Source organism: Bradyrhizobium uaiense (genome assembly GCF_010811875.1).
In the GTDB taxonomy this organism is placed as follows: domain Bacteria; phylum Pseudomonadota; class Alphaproteobacteria; order Rhizobiales; family Xanthobacteraceae; genus Bradyrhizobium; species Bradyrhizobium uaiense.
Genome location: NZ_VKHP01001120.1, coordinates 1 through 234, shown reverse-complemented (window position 1 = coordinate 234; position 234 = coordinate 1). Strand labels below are relative to the sequence as shown.

Below are 234 nucleotides of genomic sequence, written 5' to 3'. Positions count from 1 at the left end.
ACCACGAAAGCACCACGTGCCCGATATCTTATCAATTGCAGCAGAACACATGCTGGCCAGCGCCAAATGGAAAGCCGTGAGCTGGCGCAGCGGGACGAAAGGTCGGCTGAAAGCCCGATTTGCTGCTGTCCGTGTCCGCACCGCCGACGGACCTCCGCAGCGGATATGGGATAAGGGTCAGCAGCATCTCCCCGGCGACGAAGCCTGGCTCATTGGCGAGCAACGTGCCTCAGG

General features: G+C 61.1%; 1 pseudogene. It reads left to right on the top strand.

The annotated features are described in order from the left end of the window. Positions 1–234 (top strand): annotated as a pseudogene (locus FNJ47_RS49030) (IS701 family transposase); the annotation flags it as partial.